The organism is Stutzerimonas stutzeri RCH2 (assembly GCF_000327065.1).
In the GTDB taxonomy this organism is placed as follows: Bacteria; Pseudomonadota; Gammaproteobacteria; order Pseudomonadales; family Pseudomonadaceae; genus Stutzerimonas; species Stutzerimonas stutzeri_AE.
This window is the reverse complement of the sequence record NC_019936.1, coordinates 1,140,931-1,160,257: the sequence shown is the minus strand read 5'-3', so window position 1 is coordinate 1,160,257 and position 19,327 is coordinate 1,140,931. Positions and strand designations below refer to the sequence as shown.

18 protein-coding genes and 1 tRNA gene are annotated in these 19,327 nt (G+C 64.5%); 6 read left to right on the top strand and 13 right to left on the bottom strand.

The window, feature by feature from the left end; genetic code table 11:
- Nucleotides 1-3: 3 nt before the first annotated feature.
- The 4 genes from PSEST_RS05205 (at nucleotide 4) to PSEST_RS05190 (ending at nucleotide 5,520) form a co-directional block, all read left to right on the top strand.
- Nucleotides 4-1,503, top strand: coding sequence for a sigma-54 interaction domain-containing protein (locus tag PSEST_RS05205; protein ID WP_015275962.1), 1,500 nt, complete (start codon nucleotides 4-6; stop codon nucleotides 1,501-1,503).
- Between the two features lie 111 nt (nucleotides 1,504-1,614).
- A complete protein-coding gene (locus PSEST_RS05200) occupies nucleotides 1,615-2,013 on the top strand; it encodes a DoxX family protein (RefSeq protein ID WP_015275961.1) in 399 nt (132 codons plus the stop codon).
- A gap of 254 nt (nucleotides 2,014-2,267) precedes the next feature.
- Complete coding sequence (locus PSEST_RS05195) at nucleotides 2,268-3,983, top strand: tannase/feruloyl esterase family alpha/beta hydrolase (RefSeq protein ID WP_041756919.1); 1,716 nt, start codon at nucleotides 2,268-2,270, stop codon at nucleotides 3,981-3,983.
- A gap of 274 nt (nucleotides 3,984-4,257) precedes the next feature.
- Nucleotides 4,258-5,520 carry an OprD family porin gene (locus PSEST_RS05190; RefSeq protein ID WP_015275959.1) on the top strand — a complete coding sequence of 421 codons (1,263 nt, stop codon included), beginning with the start codon at nucleotides 4,258-4,260 and terminating at the stop codon, nucleotides 5,518-5,520.
- Nucleotides 5,521-5,644: 124 nt separating this feature from the next.
- Here the strand turns inward: PSEST_RS05190 and PSEST_RS22265 are convergent, their stop codons facing one another.
- The 8 genes from PSEST_RS22265 to otsB form a co-directional block, all read right to left on the bottom strand.
- Nucleotides 5,645-5,806 carry a hypothetical protein gene (locus PSEST_RS22265; protein WP_015275958.1) on the bottom strand — a complete coding sequence of 54 codons (162 nt, stop codon included), beginning with the start codon at nucleotides 5,804-5,806 and terminating at the stop codon, nucleotides 5,645-5,647.
- Between the two features lie 171 nt (nucleotides 5,807-5,977).
- Nucleotides 5,978-6,187, bottom strand: a complete 210-nt coding sequence (locus tag PSEST_RS05185) for a hypothetical protein (protein WP_015275957.1) — start codon at nucleotides 6,185-6,187, stop codon at nucleotides 5,978-5,980.
- Between the two features lie 226 nt (nucleotides 6,188-6,413).
- On the bottom strand, nucleotides 6,414-6,695 hold the full coding sequence (locus PSEST_RS05180; RefSeq protein WP_015275956.1) for a hypothetical protein: 282 nt from the start codon (nucleotides 6,693-6,695) through the stop codon (nucleotides 6,414-6,416).
- 91 nt (nucleotides 6,696-6,786) lie between these two features.
- Nucleotides 6,787-6,863, bottom strand: a tRNA-Met gene (locus tag PSEST_RS05175).
- 176 nt (nucleotides 6,864-7,039) lie between these two features.
- Nucleotides 7,040-7,939 (bottom strand): DMT family transporter, encoded by a 900-nt coding sequence (locus PSEST_RS05170; protein ID WP_015275955.1) that lies wholly within the window; start codon nucleotides 7,937-7,939, stop codon nucleotides 7,040-7,042.
- Complete coding sequence (can, locus tag PSEST_RS05165) at nucleotides 7,939-8,583, bottom strand: carbonate dehydratase (RefSeq protein WP_015275954.1); 645 nt, start codon at nucleotides 8,581-8,583, stop codon at nucleotides 7,939-7,941. The genes PSEST_RS05170 and can overlap by 1 nt, the downstream gene beginning before the upstream one ends.
- A gap of 80 nt (nucleotides 8,584-8,663) precedes the next feature.
- Nucleotides 8,664-10,079 (bottom strand): alpha,alpha-trehalose-phosphate synthase (UDP-forming), encoded by a 1,416-nt coding sequence (otsA, locus tag PSEST_RS05160; protein WP_015275953.1) that lies wholly within the window; start codon nucleotides 10,077-10,079, stop codon nucleotides 8,664-8,666.
- A gap of 16 nt (nucleotides 10,080-10,095) precedes the next feature.
- Nucleotides 10,096-10,872, bottom strand: coding sequence for a trehalose-phosphatase (otsB, locus tag PSEST_RS05155; RefSeq protein ID WP_015275952.1), 777 nt, complete (start codon nucleotides 10,870-10,872; stop codon nucleotides 10,096-10,098).
- 180 nt (nucleotides 10,873-11,052) lie between these two features.
- On the opposite strand from otsB, the gene PSEST_RS05150 reads away from it, so the two are divergent.
- The gene (locus PSEST_RS05150) at nucleotides 11,053-11,595 is read left to right on the top strand and encodes a hypothetical protein (RefSeq protein WP_015275951.1); all 543 of its coding nucleotides are present in this window, start codon (nucleotides 11,053-11,055) and stop codon (nucleotides 11,593-11,595) included.
- 565 nt (nucleotides 11,596-12,160) lie between these two features.
- Here PSEST_RS05150 and rimI read toward each other — a convergent pair.
- The 5 genes from rimI to PSEST_RS05125 all read right to left on the bottom strand — a co-directional run bounded on the left by rimI (nucleotide 12,161) and on the right by PSEST_RS05125 (nucleotide 17,687).
- A complete protein-coding gene (gene rimI, locus PSEST_RS05145; RefSeq protein WP_015275950.1) occupies nucleotides 12,161-12,613 on the bottom strand; it encodes a ribosomal protein S18-alanine N-acetyltransferase in 453 nt (150 codons plus the stop codon).
- A 9-nt stretch (nucleotides 12,614-12,622) separates the two neighbouring features.
- Entirely contained in the window at nucleotides 12,623-13,432 is an 810-nt protein-coding gene (locus PSEST_RS05140; protein ID WP_015275949.1) for a hypothetical protein, read from the bottom strand.
- Nucleotides 13,429-14,973 carry a 2-isopropylmalate synthase gene (locus PSEST_RS05135; protein ID WP_015275948.1) on the bottom strand — a complete coding sequence of 515 codons (1,545 nt, stop codon included), beginning with the start codon at nucleotides 14,971-14,973 and terminating at the stop codon, nucleotides 13,429-13,431. The genes PSEST_RS05140 and PSEST_RS05135 overlap by 4 nt, the downstream gene beginning before the upstream one ends.
- Before the next feature lie 348 nt (nucleotides 14,974-15,321).
- Nucleotides 15,322-16,563: a saccharopine dehydrogenase family protein gene (locus tag PSEST_RS05130; protein ID WP_041756490.1), complete on the bottom strand. Its 1,242-nt coding sequence runs from the start codon at nucleotides 16,561-16,563 to the stop codon at nucleotides 15,322-15,324.
- Nucleotides 16,564-16,589: 26 nt separating this feature from the next.
- Nucleotides 16,590-17,687 (bottom strand): carboxynorspermidine decarboxylase, encoded by a 1,098-nt coding sequence (locus tag PSEST_RS05125; protein WP_015275946.1) that lies wholly within the window; start codon nucleotides 17,685-17,687, stop codon nucleotides 16,590-16,592.
- 265 nt (nucleotides 17,688-17,952) lie between these two features.
- On the opposite strand from PSEST_RS05125, the gene mksB reads away from it, so the two are divergent.
- Nucleotides 17,953-19,239: an Mks condensin complex protein MksB gene (mksB, locus tag PSEST_RS05120; protein ID WP_041756488.1), complete on the top strand. Its 1,287-nt coding sequence runs from the start codon at nucleotides 17,953-17,955 to the stop codon at nucleotides 19,237-19,239.
- The last annotated feature ends 88 nt before the right edge of the window (nucleotides 19,240-19,327 follow it).

The following is a 19,327-nucleotide window of genomic DNA, read 5'->3' as shown; positions in this document are numbered from 1 at the left end:
CCCATGAGCATTGCCCGCGACGCACTCGACAACCACGGCCTGATCGTCGGCGTTTCCCCGGAACGTTTCCGCGCCGTGGCCATGCCGCTGCTGTTCGATCACCTGAACGCGCAGTGCGAGGGCACCATCGCGGTCAACCGTCAGGCGCGCATCGTCTGGATCAACGACAAGTACGCCGAGAAGGTCGGCATCCGCGATCCGTCCAGCGTGCTCGGCAAGGAGATCGAGGAAGTGCTGCCGGCCAGCCGCCTGCGCGAGGTGGTGGAAAGCGGCCAGCCGAGCATGATCGACCTGATGGCCTTTGGCGACGAGCACTTCGTCGTTACCCGCATCCCGCTGCGCGATGAGGACGGCACCCTGGTCGGCGCGCTGGGCTTCGTGCTGTTCGACCGCGCCCGCCACCTCAAGCCACTGATGGCCAAGTTCACCAGCCTGCAGACGCAGCTGGTCGCCACGCAGAACGAATTGGCCAAGGCGCGCCGGGCGCGCTACACCATCGCCGGCTTCATCGGTAACAGCCCGGCCGCCAGCGAGATCAAGCGCCAGGCCCGGCGCGCCGCGCAGCTCGATGCCACCGTGCTGCTGCGCGGCGAAACCGGCACCGGCAAGGAGCTGCTGGCCCAGGGCATTCACAACCTGTCGCCACGGGCGCGCGGCCCCTTCGTCGCGGTCAACGTCGCGGCGATTCCGGAAAGCCTGGTCGAGGCCGAACTGTTCGGCACCGCGCCGGGCGCCTTTACCGGCGCCGACCGCAAGGCGCGCATCGGCAAGTTCGAGGTGGCCAACGGCGGCACGCTGTTCCTTGACGAGATCGGCGACCTGCCGCTGCCGCTGCAGGCCAAGCTCTTGCGCGTACTGCAGGAGCAGGAAGTCGAGCCGCTCGGCTCCAACCAGGTCAAGGCGCTCAACGTGCGGGTGATCGCCGCCACCCATATCGATCTGGAAGCCAAGGTCGCTGCGGGCCAGTTCCGCGACGACCTCTACTACCGCCTCAATGTCCTCGCCCTGCGCGTGCCGCCGTTGCGCGAGCGCAGCAGCGATATCCCCGCCGTGGTCGAACATCTGCTCGACGACATCGCCAACCGCTCCGGGCAGCCACCCATGGAGCTGAGCCCGGAGGCGTTGGCGCTGCTCTGCGCGCAACCCTGGCGCGGCAACGTGCGTGAGCTGGGCAACCTGCTGGAACGCGCGCAGCTGTCCGCCGATGGCCCGCAACTACAGGCGGCGCATCTGCTGCCGCTGCTCGGCGAGCAGGCACGTTCGGCCGATGCCCCGGCTTATGCGACAAGCGCGCCAAGCGCTGCCCTGCCAACCGAGGCCACGCCGAGCGAAGAACTGCCGCTGCAACCACTGGCACAGACCATCGCCCAGGCCGAGCGCCGCGCCCTGCAGAGCGCACTGGCCGCTTGCAAGGGCAACCGTCGGCGCGCCGCCATGGAACTCGGCATCTCCCGCGCCAGCCTCTACAGCAAGCTGCAGCAACACGGCCTGAGCCAGCGCTGAGCGGTCTAAACCGCGGCTTGGCCGTAGTTGACGACGCGGCAAGGTCACAGTGGCTGATCTACATTGGAGTCAGGGCCGCCGACTCCCGGCGCCGCAAGGGGACGCGCACCGATGACAGACGATGCAGGCAAACTGGTTCTCAGGCTTTCGGTCGGCGTGCTGTTGCTGCTGCACGGCATCCACAAACTACTGCATGGCGTCGACGGGATCGCCGGCATGCTCGGCGGCATGGGGCTGCCGACGTTTCTCGCCTATGGCGTGTACCTGGGCGAAGTGGTCGGGCCGCTGCTGGTGATCCTCGGCCTGTACACCCGCCTCGGCGCCCTGCTGATGCTGGGCAACATGGTCGTCGCCCTCGCCTTGGCGCACCGCGCCGAACTGTTCGACATCGGGCCGATGGGCGGCTGGGCCATCGAACTGCAGGGCCTGTTCCTGTTCGGCGCACTGGCGATCATGCTGCTCGGTGCCGGGCGCTACAGCGTCGGCGGAATCAACGGCCGCTACAACTAACACCGTAGTCATGTCCGGCTCCACGGACAGTCGTCCAGCGCGCCGGACATCGTTTCACCTGCGCTTCGCCGCGCTGGACGGCGCTCTGCCTCCCCCACTGCTTCCGGCATCCCCACCCTAGAGCCCTCGCCCCAGCGGCGATGACCGGCCATCGCCTGCCGACCCTTCCCTCCGCCCGCTGGCATGTCATTGGCTTGAGCGCTTATGCGCCCGACCCGGCGCATCGGCTCGACAACAACAAGAAGGAAGCCTCAATGATGCCTATCCGTAGCAATCCGTTTACCCGCCGCGCGCTGTGCCTGACGCCCTTGGCGCTGGCGTTGTTTGCCGCCGAAGCCGTGCAGGCGGCGACCTGCACCGAGTTGCTCGGCCACGAGATCCCGGCCCAGGCCATCGGCCTACCCACCAGCGGCGCCCGCGTCACCGCAGCGAGCTCGGTGGCAGCCGGCGGCAGCGCACCGCAGACGTTCGGCGCCTACTGCGACCTCAGCGCCGAGATTCGCCCGATCGATCCCGCCGCACCGGCAATACGCATGCGCCTGGTGCTGCCCGAACAGTGGAACCGCAAGGCGATGATGTTCGGCGGCGGCGGTTACAACGGCACGGTGCCGAACGTCGCCGGCAACGTACCCGCCGGCCCGGTCGATCAACCCACGCCGCTCGGCCGTGGCTACGCGGTGTTCGGCAGCGATTCCGGGCATGTGGCCGATCCGCTGAGCCCCGGCGCCTTCGCCTGGAACGACGAAGCCCTGGCCAACTACGCCCACGACGCGCTGAAGAAAACCCGCGATGCCGCCGTCTACCTGATCGAACAACGCTACAGCGCCGCGCCCGAGCGCAGCTATTTCGCCGGCGGCTCCACCGGTGGCCGCGAGGCGCTGGCTGTGGTGCAGCAATGGCCGACCGACTTCAACGGCGCCATCGTGCTCTACCCCGCTTACAACGCCCTGGCGTTGGACCTGCAGTTCGGCCGCATTACCCGCGCCCTTGCCCAGCCCGGCGCCTTTCCCAGCCTGGAGAAACGCGCCGCACTGCTGGAAGCCGCGATGCAGGCCTGCGATGGCCTGGACGGCGTGCGCGACGGCGTGATCAGCCACCAGGCGGCCTGCAATGCGCAGTTCGACCCGGCCCGCGCCAAGCTCAATGGCAAACCGCTGCGCTGCCCGGGCGGTGCCGACACCTCGCAACGTTGCCTCTCGGATGCGCAGATCCAGGCGCTGCGGGTGTTCAATACGCCGATTCGCTTCAACTTCCCACTGGCCAGCGGTGAAACCCACTACCCCGGCTTCAACACCTGGGGTACCGACCTCGGCCGGCCGGGTGAAGGCGTGCAGCTGGTGGTCAACCGCCTCGGCCTCAACACCCTGCAGCCGAGCTACCCGATGCCCGTGCACGGCACCGGTTTCGCCGAGGGCGCGCCCTACCATTCGGGCTTCTGGGATGAATGGGTGCGCTTCTTCGTGACGCGCAACCCCACCTTCAACTCGCTGACCCTCGACCCGCAGAACCCCGGCCCGTGGCAGGCGCGCATCAGCGAGCTGTCGCTGCGCCAGGACGTAAACCGGACCGACCTGTCCGCCTTCGCCCGCAACGGCGGCAAGATCCTCATGGCCCACGGTACCTCCGACCAACTGGTGAGTACCCGCGCCACCGCCGAGTATTACGAGCGTGTGCGCCGCGACATGGGCCCAGGCAAGACACAGCGCTTCCTGCGCTACTACGAGATCCCCGGCTACGGCCACGCCGCCAGCACCGTGTTCAACGCCGCCTGGGATTCGCTGAGCGCACTGGAAGACTGGGTCGAACAGGGCCGCGCGCCGCGCCGGCAGGTCGTCGCCGATAGCATCGGCGTGCCCGGCCGCACCCGCCCGCTATGCGAATACCCCGGCTGGCCGAAGTACGTCGGCAAGGGCGATGTCAACGCCGCATCGAGCTTCGTTTGCGTACAGAGCCGTAAGGGCACCCGCTAGCAGCTGAACCGGCGCCAGCTCCCCGGCCGGCGCCTCCTCCTCAAACCGTCCGCTGCGCTGGACACCGCCCCGCCAAAGCAGGCCGCACGCCATACATGTCCAGCCAGCCGGACGCTTCCCTGACCGCACCCGAGGCCTGCCACCGCACCACGCAACCGCTCTGGCGCAAGGCATTCAGCCGATCAAAGCCGGCGCTCCCGCCACTGGCACGCCTTTCGCTCTATGCCCTGTAGCCGCCCGAGAGCGGCCCAAAACAACAACAAGAGGAAATACCATGCGACCGCACCACAAATCCCTCTGCCACATCCTCTGCGGCGGCGCCGTAGTGATCGCCACCGGCCCCGCCAGCGCCGCCTTCGTCGAAGACAGCAAGGCCAGCATCGACCTGCGCAACTTCTACATGAACCGCGACTTCCGCTCCGGCGATGGCCAATCCAAGGCCGAGGAATGGGCCCAGGGCTTCATGCTGAAAATGGAATCCGGCTACACCGAAGGCCCGATCGGCTTCGGCGTCGACGCCATCGGCCTGCTCGGCGTGAAGCTCGATTCCAGCCCCGACCGCGTCGGCACCGGCATCCTGCAGAGCGACCGCGAAGCGCCCAACCGCGCCCAGGACGACTACGGCTCCGCTGGCATCACCGCCAAGGCCAAGCTGTCCGCCACCACCCTGCACGTAGGCACCCTGCAACCGATCCTGCCGGTGGTGATGCGCAACGACAGCCGCCTGCTGCCGCAGACCTATCGCGGTGCCTGGCTGCAGAGCAAGGAGATCGACGGCCTGACCCTGGACCTCGGCAAGCTCGACCGCGTCAACCAGCGCAACTCCTCGGATAACGAGGAAATGACCGCCTTCAACGGCGGCCGGCGCAACATCCAGTTCGGCCGCCAGACCAGCAGCGACGAATTCCTCTTCGCCGGCGCGCGCTACGCCTGGTCGCCCGAGCTGAGCACCAGCTACTACTACGGCGGGCTTGACGGCATCTACAAGGAGCACAACTTCGGCCTGGTCCACGTGCTGCCGCTCGGCGACAAGCAGAGCTTCAAGAGCGACCTGCGCTACGTGCATCAGACCGACGACGGCGGCAGCAACGTCGACGCCGATGCCTTCGGTGCCATGTTCACCTACAAGCTCGGCGGCCACGCCTTCGGCGCCGGCTACCAGCAGCTCAACGGCGACACCGGCTTCGCCTACATCGCCGGCAGCGACAACTCGCTGGTCAACCTGGTACAGATCAACGACTTCGGCAACGAGGACGAACGCTCCTGGCAGGTTCGCTACGACTACGACTTCGCCGCCATGGGCATCCCCGGCCTGAGCCTGATGACCCGCTATCTCTCCGGCGACAACGTCGACCGCGGCGCGGGCGCCAGCGAAGGCAAGACCTGGGAGCGCAACACCGACATCGCCTACGTGTTCCAGAGCGGCCCACTGAAAAACCTCGGCCTGCGCCTGCGCAACGCCACCACCCGCAGCAACTTTGGCAGCGACCTGGACGAAAACCGCTTTATCGTCAGCTACAGCCTGCCGCTCTGGTAGGCACCCACGCCGCAGCACCTCTCCTCGTTGGACTTCGCCGGGCCCCGCGCCCGGCTTTTTTCCGGGCATGAAAAAGGCGACCCTCGGGCCGCCTCTTCTTCTATCCGTTGCTTCGCCTCTCGACTCAGCCCTGCTTGGTGCCGCGCCGCAGAATCTCATTCACACGCTCCGCGGTATACGCCCGCTTCGCCTCATCGCTCGGCTTACTGCGAACATCCAGCATCACACCCGCACTGATTGCCAGCATACAAACCACCACCGAGACCGCAGATAGCAACGTATTCATCACACGCCCTTAAGACACCAAAGAAAAACCGCTAGCGGAGGATGGCTCCCCGCGAAATGGCGCCGATTCTGCGCCGCGCCATGGGCAGCGTCAACGGCTATCTAAGGCGCCACAGCCCTCTGATACCGCGGCCTTCACAAGACTCTGCTCACTAGCCTATCGCCCTAACCTTCACGGCACAGCAATCTGCAGACTACCCAACGCAAACCGCACAAACACCGCCCAACCCACGGCACTCAAAACGCCCAACGCCAGATAACCCACCACAATCCCCAACGCGATCTGCTTCCACAATCCGGCGTGGGGATCACGGTTGTAAACGGACGGCTCCACGGAACGAACATCCCGCTCGGCACGGATTTCATCAAAACGGTCAGGCATGGTTTACCTCGGTAAACGGAACAGCAAATAGATGGAACGAAAAAGGCGGCTAGCTTTGGCCAGGGGCCTTGGGATGTCTAGTGGGCGGCAACTAAACGCGAGGAAGGATCGCCAGTCACGAGGGCTACGCGCTATGAGCCGCCTTTTGCGGATCATCTGGAATCAGCACTTCGCTTATCTGCGCACTTACAGAGCAAGCACTTCGAACAGAAGCGAAAGCTCCGACTCAGAACAAGTGAAACTTAACAAACAGAAACGGGATGATGATCAAGAGCAAAGCCGCATTGTGCTGCCGCCTCGTCAGCCACACAAAAGCAACGAGCGACAACACGGTCGCCGGTAGCAAAAGGAGCTGATAAACATAGAAAGCGACGGCAAAACATTCGATCTGGTTGTCTTCAGACCCGAGAAAGAACAGACATTCCGTACCCAGCAAACCAAGGGCAGACCACCCAAGTGCACCTAAAACCATTGCAGTTCTGAACAACCATACGGCGATATTCTTCATAGCATCCTTGCCAAAGCGAGCCGTAGCCAGCGCGTAGTCACCGGACAAAACAAAAAAGGCGGTTAGCTTTCGCTAACCGCCTTTCTGTGTCTGGTGGCTACACCGGGACTTGAACCTGGGACATCAGCATTATGAATGCTGCGCTCTAACCAACTGAGCTATGTAGCCAAGTGGCGCGCATTATTCTCTGGTCGGTTTGGGCTGTCAACCCTGGCTCCGCAGATTTTTTATCCTTTTCAAACGGTTAGTTACGAACGGTCGGGCCGCGTAGGCGGGGGCGCCTAGCTCGGACCGCGCTGGTGGGCCGCGTAGGTGAGCCCGTCTAGGTCGGAATGCTTCGCGGCCTAGCGGAACGACGGGCGTGTGGCCAACAGCAGGCCGGCGAAGATCAGCGCGCCGCCGATCCAGTGGAAGGGCTGCAGGGCTTCGCCGAGTAATAGCCAGCCGAGCAGCGCGGTGAAGACCGGCATCAGGTAGCTGGCCATGGCAGCCTTGGCGGCGCCGACGACTTTTACGCCGTGGTTCCAGGCGAGGTAGGCGATCAGCGAGGCGAACACGGCGGTGTAGCCGATGGCGCCGAGGTTGGCCGGTGTGGCGGCGAAGCCCCCTACCCGACTCAGTTCGTACAGGTAGAACGGCAGGATCAGCGGCACCCCAAGCAGCATCAGCACGCCGAGCAGCACCAGCGGGGGGACAGTGAGGAAACTCGACCAGCGCCGCAGCAGCAGCGTGTACAGCGCCCACACCAGCACGGCCAGCAGCATGATGAGGTCGCCGGCCTTGAACGACAGGCTGGCGAACGTCTGCCAGCTGCCACGGCTGATCAGGTAGAGCAGCCCCGCCGCCGCCACGGCCATGCCGAACCAGGCGCGGCGCAGCGGCCATTCACCGAGCAGGAAGCCCGCGCCGATAAAGGTCGCCAGTGGCAGGCAGGTGTTCACCAGCGTCAGGTTGATCGCTTCGGTGCTTTGCGCAGCGGTGTAGAGCAGCGAGTTGTAGCTGGCGATGCCGAGCGCGGCGATCACCGGCAGGCGCCAGCCGGCGGCACGCAAGGCCGCTCGATGGGTCCAGATGCCTTTCGCCACGAAGGGCAGCAACAGGCAGGTAGCCAGCACCCAGCGCCAGAACGATAGGCTCAGCGGCGGGATCTGGTCATAGAAGGCACGCGCCACCAGCGCGTTGCCGCTCCAGCAGAGCACGGCGATGAGCAGACCGGCGAATGCCGGGGCGTGGCGGCTGTTCATCAGGCGTTACGCGGCGGACGCAGGCGGTATTGCGACGGCAGCTGATCGAGCCCGCTGACGGTGACGTTGAGGTTCTTCCACAAGCCATCCTTGATGCCGTAGATGCAGCCGTGCACGGCCAGCGGCTGGCCGCGGTGCCAGGCGTTCTGGACGATGGTCGTGTGGCTGACGTTGGCGACCTGCTGGATGACGTTCAGCTCGCAGAGGCGGTCGACCTGCTCCTCTTCGCTGGCCAGCTTGGCCAGGTGCACGCGATGCTCGTAGTAGAGGTCGCGGATGCTGCGCAGCCAGCCGTCGATCAGGCCCAGCTGGTCATCACGCATGGAGGCGCGCACACCACCGCAGCCATAGTGGCCGGTAACGAGGATGTGTTTGACCTTGAGCACGTCGACCGCGTACTGGATCACCGACAGGCAGTTGAGATCGGTGTGCAGCACGACATTGGCGACGTTGCGATGAACAAAGAGATCGCCCGGCAGCAGGCCGACGATCTCGTTGGCGGGCACGCGGGCATCGGAGCAGCCGATCCACAGGTATTCCGGCGCCTGCTGCTTGGACAGTTTTTCGAAGAAGGCGGGGTCTTCTTCCTTGATGGCCTCGGCCCAGCGGGCGTTGTTCTCGAACAGCGGTTCCAGCTCGCTCATCTACGTTGTCCCTATGGTTCGGCCCCGCACCTTACGAGCCGGTCCGGCCTTTGACAAGCAAGGCCGGCTCGCGCGGGCGTTCAATCTGGCTCGACGAGTTCTTCCGTTTCGATGACCGTGGTGCTGGGCTGGGAGACGAACGAGCGCAGGTCACGCATGAAGTTGTCACGCCAGGCATCCAGATCGGCGGCACGAATGGCGCGCATCAGGTGCTCGTAGCGGTCCTTGCGCTCGGCCAGCGGCATGCTCAGGGCACGGTCGAGCGCTTCGGCCATGCCGACGCAATCGTACGGGTTGACGATGAGCGCCGAGGTCAGCTCGCGTGCGGCACCGGCGAAGCGCGAGAGCACCAGCACGCCGGGGTCTTCCGGGTCCTGCGCGGCGACGTATTCCTTGGCGACCAGGTTCATGCCGTCGCGCAGCGGCGTGACGAAGCCGACGTCGGCGGTGCGGAACAGGCCCATCAGCACCCGGCGGTCATAGCTCTTGTTGAGGTAATGCAGCGGCGTCCAGTCGAGATCGGAGAGGCGCCCGTTGAGGTGCCCGGCCTGGCTTTCGAGTTGTTCGCGGATGTGCTGATAGGTGCGCACGTCGGAGCGCGAGGTCGGCGCGATCTGCAGGAATTCGACGTTGTTGCGGTGTTTTGGATAGCGGTCGAGAAACTCTTCGTAGGCGCGGAAGCGTTCCACCAGGCCCTTGGAGTAGTCCAGGCGGTCGACCGAGATGATGGTCTGGCGCGTCGCGTCGCTCGCCCGGCGCATGGGATGGGCGCGACCCTTGTACCCTTCGGCGAGTTTCTGGATTTCGTCCGGCACCACACCGATCGGGTACACCCCGGCGCGGAAGTTCTGCCCGTAGGCGGTCAGGCTGCCGTCCGGCTCGATCACACCACGCACTTCGCGGGTGATGTAGTCCTGGAAGGCCAGGCGGTCCGTATCGGTCTGGAAGCCGATCAGGTCGTAGTAGCAAAGGGTCTTCAGCAGCTCGTTGTGCGGCGGAATCGCGGTGAGGATCTCCGGTGCGGGAAACGGGATGTGCAGGAAGAAGCCGATGCGGTTGCGGATGCCCAGCTGGCGGCAGGCTTCGGCGAACGGGATCAGGTGGTAGTCGTGAATCCAGATGATGTCGTCGGGCTTGAGCAGCGGCTTGAGCTTCTCGGCCAGCATGCCGTTGACCCGTCGGTAGCCGTCGTACTCTTCGCGGCTGTAGCGCGCCAGGTCGATGCGATAGTGAAAAATCGGCCAGAGCGTGTTGTTGGAAAAGCCACGGTAGTACTGATCGTAGTCACGCTTGTTCAGCGGCAGTGTGACGTAGGTGATGTTGCCCACTTCCTCGGTGTTGATGGCTGGCGTTGCATTGATCTCGCCGCTCCAGCCGAACCAGATGCCACCGGCCTGGCGCAGCGCGTCGTAGACACCGACGGCCAGCCCTCCGGCGGCTACCTTGCCCGGTTTGATTGGCGCCACGCGGTTGGAAACCACTACTAAACGGCTCATGGCAGTAAATCTCGCTCTAGTCGGGTTTTGTTCTGGGCTCGGCCGGCACACCGAGTTCGTTCAGCAGCGCTTCGATCCAGCTGCCGACGGCAGCCACCGACGCCACCCGTTCGTGGGCCTCGCTGGCGCCGTCGCCGACCTTGATGGATCGACCGCCGAGCGCATTGACGGCGGCAAAGCCGGCTTCGTCGGTGAGATCGTCGCCAAGGAACACGGGAGTGCGGCCGGCGAACGGCGCTTCCTGCATGAAGGCGCGGATCACCTCGCCCTTGCTCGCGCCGCGGGGCTTGAGTTCGAACACGCACTTGCCGGGCTGCAGGGTCAGTACCTCGGCGTAACGCTGGGCGAAGTCTTCGGCCAGGGTGCGGGCAATCTCCTCCAGTTCCGGCGCCTGACGGAAATGCAGGGCGAAGGCGACGCTCTTGTTCTCCAGATGCAGCCCGGGATGTTCGCTGCAAGCCTGCTGCAACTCGCGCTGGATGCGCTCCAACGCCTGCTTGTCGAGTGCCAGGTTGCGCAGCTCTCCCGTAGCATCGCGGCGCTCGGCACCGTGCACACCGGCAGCGGGAAGTTGCAGGGGCGCCAGCAGCGCATCGAGCTGCGCAAGCGGGCGACCGGAAATCACTGCGACAGGAATGCCGCCAGCATGCAGGCGTTCCAGGGCCGCGAGCGTGGCCGGTGGAATGAAGACGAGTTCCGGTCGCGGCTGAATCTCAGCCAGCGTTCCGTCGACATCGAAGAAGAAGGCGTAGCGCCGAGGCTCTGGCGCGGGTTGGTCGTTTTGATCGTTCATGCAGAGTAGGACTCCGGATAACGCGCGGTGGTTCGTCCCCCTTTTTCACCAATACGGTCATGCATCTATGGCGGGGGAAGGATGGACCCGAATGTTGGATCCAGCCAGCCGGCGAGCCTGAATCTTCCCCGAGCCGTCGGGTCACAACCTGCAAGACCGACGTCCTGACAGGAGACGATCATGAGCGATCAAAAACCCTACACCCCGACGGAAATCGACGACACCGAAGACCGCATGGGCTCCATCGAACAGCTCGACTTCGACCAGCGCCGCGACGAGCGCAAGGGCCGCATCGGTGACGAAGTGCCCGGTGAGCAGATGGCGGACGAGTTCACCGCCGAACGCGCCGCCGAGGCAGGCATGACGGCCGGCGAAGTACCGGATGGCGAAACCACCATGGACGACATGGCGCCGGAAACGCTGATCCCCGAGGATGGCGCGCGCTCGCCGAGCGAACGCGGCCATGGCGGCCCTGCGGACCAGGACCTGAGCGTGGTGTCCGAGCATGAGATCGGCGCCGACGTGGACCTCGACGAAGCCGAACTCGGCCGCTACGACCCACTCGATGGCAAACCCTGGGATGGCCCAGCCAAAGGCGACGAAGACACTGGCCTCAGCGGCGGCGAGGCGGTATTGCGCGAGGATGACAGCGTGCTGTCCGACGAAGAGCTGGAAGGCGAAGCCCCACTGGATTCGGGCCGGGACAAGCGGCCGGGGGAATAGAGCGGGGCCATTCCGCACTCGGTAGGCAGAGCGACAGGGCCGCGGAACTTATAAGGCGGCCTCGGCTGCCTTGCGTAGGCGTAGGTGGATGTTTGCTTTTTACATCCACCATGACGCGAGCATGGTGGATCGGTGAAGCGCGATCCACGCTACCAGGCTGGCGACAGTCGATCGGCAACAGCGAGACGTGGGCGCCGACGAGCGCCGGCCCAAGAGCCGGGGCCTCGGCCCGCAGCAATCAGTCCAGTGGGCGTAGGGTGGATGTCGATTTTTTACATCCACCATGACGCGAAATCGCGTGGATCGGTGAAGCGTGATCCACCCTACCGTGGCTGGCAACAGCGAGACGTGGGCGCCGACGAGCGCCGCCCAAGAGCCGGGGCCTCGGCCCGCAGGATCAGTCCAGTGGGCGTAGGGTGGATGTCGCTTTTTACATCCACCATGACGCGAACTCGCGTGGATCGGTGAAGCGTGATCCACCCTACCGAGGCTGGCGACAGTCAGAGGTCGGCAACCGTGATCGTGGCGCCGGCGAACTCAGCACAAAAGCCGAAGCCCGCAGCAATCAATCCAGCAACGTACAGGCCATCACCAGCGCATCTTCACGGCCGTCTGCCGCCGGGTAGTACGCACGGCGCCGGCCGATTTCGTTGAAGCCATAACGTTCGTAAAGCCGATAGGCCGTGGTGTTGCTCGCACGTACCTCAAGGAAGCACTCGCGCCCGCCACGTTCCCGGGCACGCTGCATCAGGTGCTCGAGCAGGCGCAGGCCGAGACCGCGGCCCTGGCTCTGCGGCTTGACGGTGATATTGAGCAGGTGCGCCTCGTCGAGAATCAGGTTGATCACACCATGACCGACCTGCTGCTCCCCTTCGAACATCACCCAACACTCGTAGGCACTCAGCGCATCGTTGAAGATGCCGCGCGTCCAGGGATGGCTGAAGGCGGCGTACTCGATCTTCAACACGGTTTCGATATCCGCCGCGGTCATCGGGCGGAAGCTGACAGCATCACTCATCACGCGTACTCATGAACCTATGTGCCAGCGCGGCATGCTGCGGCGCAGGGCTTTCCACAGCTCGGCCTTGGCGGCCGGCTGCTCCATCAACTGTTCCAGGCCGGGCATCGCCAGTGCGCGACCGAGCCCTTCGACAGCCAGCTCGCGATAGCAGGCGTCGACATCCACTTCACCGGCGAAACGCAGCGCCGGACGACCGATCAGCCAGATGCAATCGCAGCCCATGTTTTCCAGCTCGGCGGCCATCACGCCTTGCACGTAATCGCGCGCGGCCTCGCCCCCCTGGTCGAGGCTGCCCTTGTTCAGCAGCGGCCAGCGAATCGGCTCGCCATCGCCGACCTGCTGCGGCTTGTCCGGCAGGCGCGCGGCGCGCAGCAGGTCCTTGAGCAGGATGTAGGCCGGGTCGCGGCTCTGGAAGGATTCGCCGGTGGGCAGTTCAACCACCAGCAGCACGTTGCCCGCGCGCATCAGCTGCAGCGAGAAACGTGGCGGCGGCTCGATGGGCTTGGCCGGCTCGGCTGCTTGTTCTTCTGCCGCAGCAGCAACCGGTTCCGGCTGCTTGGGTTCCGGCATGGCGATACGTGGGCGCGGCGCCTGCGGCGGTTCGACTGCAGCTGCTGCGGGTGCCCGCTCCACCACCGGCGCGGCCACCAGCACCTCGGCTGGCGGAGCGACAGCAATATCCGGCTCCGTCTCGAGCTCGACCGGCAACAGCAACTCCGGCCGCGACGGTGCAGCAAAGGGCAGCTCGGTACGCGGCAGCCAGCTGGCTACCTGCATGGCGTCGAGGTAGGCCCGACGCCGGGCTTCGTTGATCAAACGCCTTCCACCTGTGGGTGAGCCTTGGCGCCGACCTGCATCAGATTGAGCGCGTTGAGGTAAGCCTTCGCCGAGGCGACGACGATATCGGTATCGGCGCCGTTGCCATTGACGATGCGCCCGCCCTTCTCCAGCCGCACGGTCACTTCGCCCTGGGAATCGGTGCCCTGAGTGATGGCATTGACCGAATACAGCTGCAACGTGGCGCCCGACTCGGCAACGGCCTCGATGGCTTTGAAAGTGGCGTCAACCGGGCCGGAGCCCTGGGCTTGGGCGCTGCGCTCGGCGCCGTCGACGCTGATCACCAGCTTGGCTTCGGGGATCGTGCCGGTCTTGCTCGCCACTTCCAGGCTGGCCAGCTTGAAGTGCTCTGGCGCTTCGTCAGCCAGGGTGTCGGAGACCAGCGCCTGCAGGTCTTCGTCGAAGATTTCGTGCTTCTTGTCGGCCAGCTCCTTGAAGCGGGCGAACGCCGCATTCAGCTCGTCGCCTTCGAGCACGATGCCCAGCTCGTCCAGGCGCGAACGGAATGCGGCGCGGCCAGAGTGCTTGCCCATGACCATCTTGTTGGCGTTCCAGCCGACCGACTGGGCGGACATGATCTCGTAGGTTTCGCGGTGCTTGAGCACGCCGTCCTGGTGGATGCCCGACTCGTGGGCGAAGGCGTTGGCGCCGACGATGGCCTTGTTCGGCTGCACCGGGAAGCCGGTGATACCCGACACCAGACGCGAGGCGGCGAGGATGTGTTCGGTCTCGATGCGGGTATGCACATTGATCAGGTCCTGACGGGTCTTGATCGCCATGACGATTTCTTCCAGCGCGGCGTTGCCGGCACGCTCGCCGAGGCCATTGATGGTGCACTCCACCTGGCGTGCACCAGCGACCACCGCCGCGAGGGAGTTGGCCACGGCCAGGCCCAAGTCGTTGTGGCAATGCACGGAGAACACCGCCTTGTCGGCGTTGGGAATGCGTTCGAGCAGCTGGCGGATGGTGTCGGCGTACTGATGCGGGATCGCGTAGCCGACGGTGTCCGGGATGTTGATGGTGCGGGCGCCGGCGTCGATGGCGGCCTTGATGATGCGGCAGAGGAAGTCGATTTCCGAACGACCGGCATCCTCGCAGGAGAATTCCACGTCGGCGCACAGGCTGCGGGCCTTCTTCACGGCGCGCACCGCCTGCTCGACCACCTGATCCGGCTGCATGCGCAGCTTGTACTGCATGTGGATCGGGCTGGTGGCGATAAAGGTGTGGATGCGCCCGGAATTGGCGCCGGCCAGCGCTTCGGCGGCACGCTCGATGTCGGCATCGACGGCGCGCGCCAGGCTGCACACGGTGCTGTCCTTGATGTTGTCGGCAACCAGCTTCACCGCGGCGAAGTCGCCGGGGCTGGCGATGGCGAAGCCGGCCTCGATCACGTCCACCTTCAGCCGCTCCAGCGCCCGGGCGATGCGCAGCTTTTCCTCAGCGGTCATTGACGCGCCGGGGCTCTGCTCGCCGTCGCGCAGGGTGGTGTCGAAGATGATGACGCGATCATTGCTGCTCATAGGAAATCCTCACGGCTGCCGAGCGCCTCTCGGAGGGCGCTGTAGTCCGCGGATTGTCGCGTGAAATGAACAAAGCGGGAAGGCGAAGCTGCGTTTGGCGTGGGTAGTCGTCGCGCAGGGTGGGAAACGGCAGAAGCTTTTGCACCGACGGAGGGGAACGCTGGTGGAAAACGCTTCGCGGTTTTCCACCCTACGCCAGAAAACACAAAGCCCGCCTTTAGGCGGGCTTTGTGTTGATCGAGCGAGCTAGAGCCATGCAAGGCAAAAACAGGCGAGGAAGCGGAATGTACTTTTGTACATGAGCATTCCGAGCCTGTTTTTAACGCAGCAGGGCCGACGCGCAGCCGATCAAGCCTGATCCCAGGCCCGATCGCCGCGCTCATCCTTGATGCGGGTTGGCAGACCCATCACATCGAGCAGCTTGAGGAACGGCTGGGCCGGTAGCTCTTCGACGTTGACCATGCGCTGCGCATCCCACTCGCCACGCGCTACCAGCAGCGAGGCGGCAACCGGCGGTACGCCGGCGGTGTAGGAGATGCCCTGGCTGTCGGTCTCGGCATAGGCTTCTTCATGGTCGGCGACGTTGTAGATGAACAGCTCGCGAGGCTGCCCGTCCTTCGTGCCCTTGACCAGATCGCCAATGCAGGTCTTGCCGGTATAGCCCGGCGCCAGCGAGGCGGGATCGGGCAATACGGCCTTGACCACCTTGAGCGGTACCACTTCCAGGCCTTCGGCGGTGCGCACCGGCTGCTCGGAGAGCAGGCCAAGGCTGTTCAGCACCGTAAAGACGTTGATGTAGTGCTCGCCGAAGCTCATCCAGAAGCGGATGTTCGGTACATCGAGGTGCTTGGAGAGCGAGTGCACCTCGTCGTGGCCGGTCAGGTAGAGACTCTGTTCGCCCACGACCGGCAGGTCGTCGGTGCGTTTGACCTCGAACATGCGATTGGTCGTCCACTGGCTGTTCTGCCAGCTGTAAACCTGACCGGTGAATTCGCGGAAATTGATTTCCGGGTCGAAATTGGTGGCGAAATACTTGCCGTGGGAACCGGCGTTGACGTCGAGGATGTCGATCGACTCGATCTTGTCGAAGTATTCCTGCTGCGCCAGGGCAGCGTAAGCGTTGACCACGCCCGGGTCGAAACCGACGCCGAGGATGGCGGTGACGCCCTTTTCCTGGCACTCGGCCAGGTGTTTCCACTCGTAGTTGCCATACCACGGCGGCGTTTCGCAGATCTTGCCCGGCTCTTCGTGGATCGCGGTATCGAGATACGCGGCGCCGGTGTCGATGCAGGCGCGCAGCACGGACATATTGAGGAAGGCAGAACCGACGTTGATGACGATCTGCGATTCGGTTTCACGAATCAGTGCCTTGGTCGCTTCCACGTCCATGGCGTCCAGCGCATAGGCCTTGATTTCGCCGGGCTGCTTGAGCCCGCCCTTGGCTTGCACGCTGTCGATGATGGCCTGGCATTTGGAGATGTTGCGCGACGCGATAGCAATACGACCGAGTTCGTCGTTGTGCTGCGCGCACTTATGGGCCACCACCTTGGCGACACCTCCTGCACCAATGATAAGAACGTTTTTCTTCAATTGTTTCACCCCCTTGTACTGCGGCCTCAGGAAAGGCTGGACAGGTAATCGTTAAAGTCGAACTCACGAACCACCTCGACGCTGCCGTCGAGCTGCTTTACCACGATGGACGGCATTTTCAGGCCGTTGAACCAGTTCTTCTTGACCATGGTGTAGCCTGCCGCGTCGATGAACGACAGCCGATCGCCGATGGCCAGCGGACGATCGAATTGGTACTCGCCGAAGATGTCGCCGGCCAGACAGGATTTGCCGCACACCATGTAGCTGTGCTCGCCGTCGTTGGGCGCCATCTTGGCGTTGAGGCGGTAGATCAGCAGGTCGAGCATGTGCGCCTCGATCGAGCTGTCGACCACCGCGAGATTCTTGCCGTTGTACAGGGTGTCGAGCACCGTGACTTCCAGCGACGCACTCATGGTGATCGCCGCTTCGCCCGGCTCCAGGTAGACCTGTACGCCGAATTTTCCCGAGAACGCTTTCAGCCGCGCGCAGAAGGCATCCAGCGGATAGCCTTCGCCGGTGAAGTGGATACCGCCACCGAGGCTGACCCACTCAACCTTCTCCAGCAGGTGGCCGAAGCGCTCCTCGATGGTGGTCAGCATCTGGTCGAACAGCTCGAAGCTGCTGTTCTCGCAGTTGTTGTGGAACATGAAGCCGCTGATCTTGCCGATCACCGCCTCGATCTTCGCCGGATCGTGCTCGCCAAGACGGCTGAACGGCCGCGCCGGGTCGGCCAGCAGATAGTCGGAACTGCTCACCTGCGGATTGACCCGCAGGCCGCGGATGGTGCCCTCGGTGCCAGCCTCGAAGCGCTCCAGCTGACCGATGGAGTTGAAGATGATCTTGTCGCAGTTGGCGACCATCTCTTCGATCTCGTCGTCGGCCCAGGCCACGCTGTAGGCGTGGGTTTCGCCGGCGAACTTCTGCCGGCCGAGCTTGAGTTCGTACAGCGAGGACGAGGTGGTGCCGTCCATGTACTGCTGCATCAGGTCGAACACCGACCAGGTGGCGAAGCACTTGAGGGCCAGCAGGGCCTTGGCGCCGGACTGCTCGCGCACGTAGGCGATCTTCTCCAGATTGCCCAGGAGCTTCTGTTTATCGATGAGGTAATACGGCGTCTTGATCATGTCTAGGGTGCCCCCAGGTAGTTCGCCCGGCGGGAGCCGGCAGCTCCCCGTTTGCAAAAGCCGCGAATTGTGCCGATTACCAACGCATATCGGAATAGTTTTTCAACACTTCGTCATCATTCAGGACATCCGGTAATGCCACTATCGGCGGCTAACGCCGATGGCAGACAGCCTAGCCCAGGTGCGATGACGTTCGGGTGAATTACCCGCCTGTCGTCACGCAGTGCGTGTTCCAGTCGCCGGGCGGGCCTTCACCCGAAGCTCAATGCAGTACAATTCGCGCTTTTTCACTGGCTGGACTGGCGCCCCGATGATCGAACCCAAGCGCGTACTGCGTGCCCTCGCCGAACACTGGACGTTGCTCGAGCCACTGTGCGAGCGTTTCGACGCCGGCACCCTGAGCCTGGTCGAACTTCGTCATCAGCTGGCCGCGCAACTGCCCGAAGGCACGCCCACCGATATCACTGCCCTGCTCGATCAGTGGATCCGCCTGGACATCCTGGTGCCGGTGGCCAAGAGCCCCAACCGCTTCGAACTGAACGCGCAGATCCACGACTTCCTCGCCTACCTGCGCCGCGAGCACCGTCTCGGCCTGTGCCTGGAGATCGAAGCCTACCTGCGCCACCTGGAGCGCCTGGCCGGGCATATCCTCGATGCCTTCGAGATTCGCGACGGCAATGATCTGGCGCGCCAGCTGCGCCTGCTCGACATGCGCGTGCGCGACGTGCTGAAGAAGCTCGATAACGACGAGCAGGCGCTGGTTGCCGTGGCCGACCGGGCCAAGACCAGCGACCGCCAGATTCCACTGCGCCAGCGCTATGCCGAGGTGCTGGCGACCTGGGACGAGTACGTCGAGCCGATGATTCAGCTGGTCGCCGCCGACGGTGCCTTCGAGCAGGGCGTGCACCGCGTCGAGCAGGTGCTGATGAAGCTGCTCGGCGAGCAGCAGCGCCTCGGGCAACTGGTCGATGACGATCTCCTGCTGCGCACCCATGCGCGCATCCTCGAGATGCAGACCACCGCCCAGTTGACCCTGCGCAAGGCGCGCGAGCTGCTGCTGCCGCTGCGCGAGGAAGCGCGCCGGCACAACGCCGTGACCCGCGGCGCCGCGCTGGCGCTGTCAGCGATCCGCAAGAAGGGCCTGGATGCCGTGCCGCAGGCTTCGCTGCCGCTGTTCACCCGTCCGCAGAGCACCTTTCTCGGCACCGCCAGCCAGGTCGAAGCCTACGTCTATGCCCTGGCCCGCTTCGAGCCGAAGCCGGCGCAGTTCCCGCGGGCCAGCGGCAAACGCAAGGGCGAGCAGCCGCGCGCACCGCGCACCGCTAGAGAGATGATCGAACGCTGCCAGCAGGCACTGCCGCTGCCGGACCTGATGGCCTGGCTGCTGGAGCAGGAACCAGAAGGCGCCACCGACGAGCTGCTCTACTGGTTCTCGCGCCTGTCCCGCGACAGCCGCTTCCAGCGCGATCGCCTGGAACGTCGCGAGTACCTGACCCGCGAGCACCGCGTCAGCCTCAGCTCCTTTGCGCTGGTGGCCGATGCGAATGGCTAATCCCTACGCAGGGTGGACAACGCGCAGCTTGTCCACCGCTGACACCGAACTTTCCGGTGGAAAAGGCTTCGCCGTTTTCCACCCTACG